1 protein-coding gene is annotated in these 245 nt (G+C 42.4%); it reads left to right on the top strand.

The window, feature by feature from the left end:
• On the top strand, positions 1-245 hold a 245-nt coding region (locus tag OS191_RS00090), incomplete at both ends, for an HYR-like domain-containing protein (RefSeq protein WP_267153674.1).

Genomic DNA, 245 nt, shown 5'->3' on the forward strand with positions numbered 1-245 from the left:
GCTGATGTAACGGTAGAATGTCTAACTGATATTCCTGCTCCTATTGATTTAACAGCAACGGATAACTGTGCTGGTGATGTCGTGGCAACTCCTGTAGATTCAACTGATAGTTCTGATCCTTGTAACGTAGTCGTTACGCGTACTTGGACATTTACTGATTCTTGTAATAATACATCTAGTGTGTCACAAATAATTACTGTTTCTGATACTACGGCACCTGTAGCTCCGGCTGCTCCGGCTGATGT

It is taken from the genome of Xanthomarina sp. F2636L (genome assembly GCF_026410195.1).
Taxonomy (GTDB): domain Bacteria; phylum Bacteroidota; class Bacteroidia; order Flavobacteriales; family Flavobacteriaceae; genus Xanthomarina.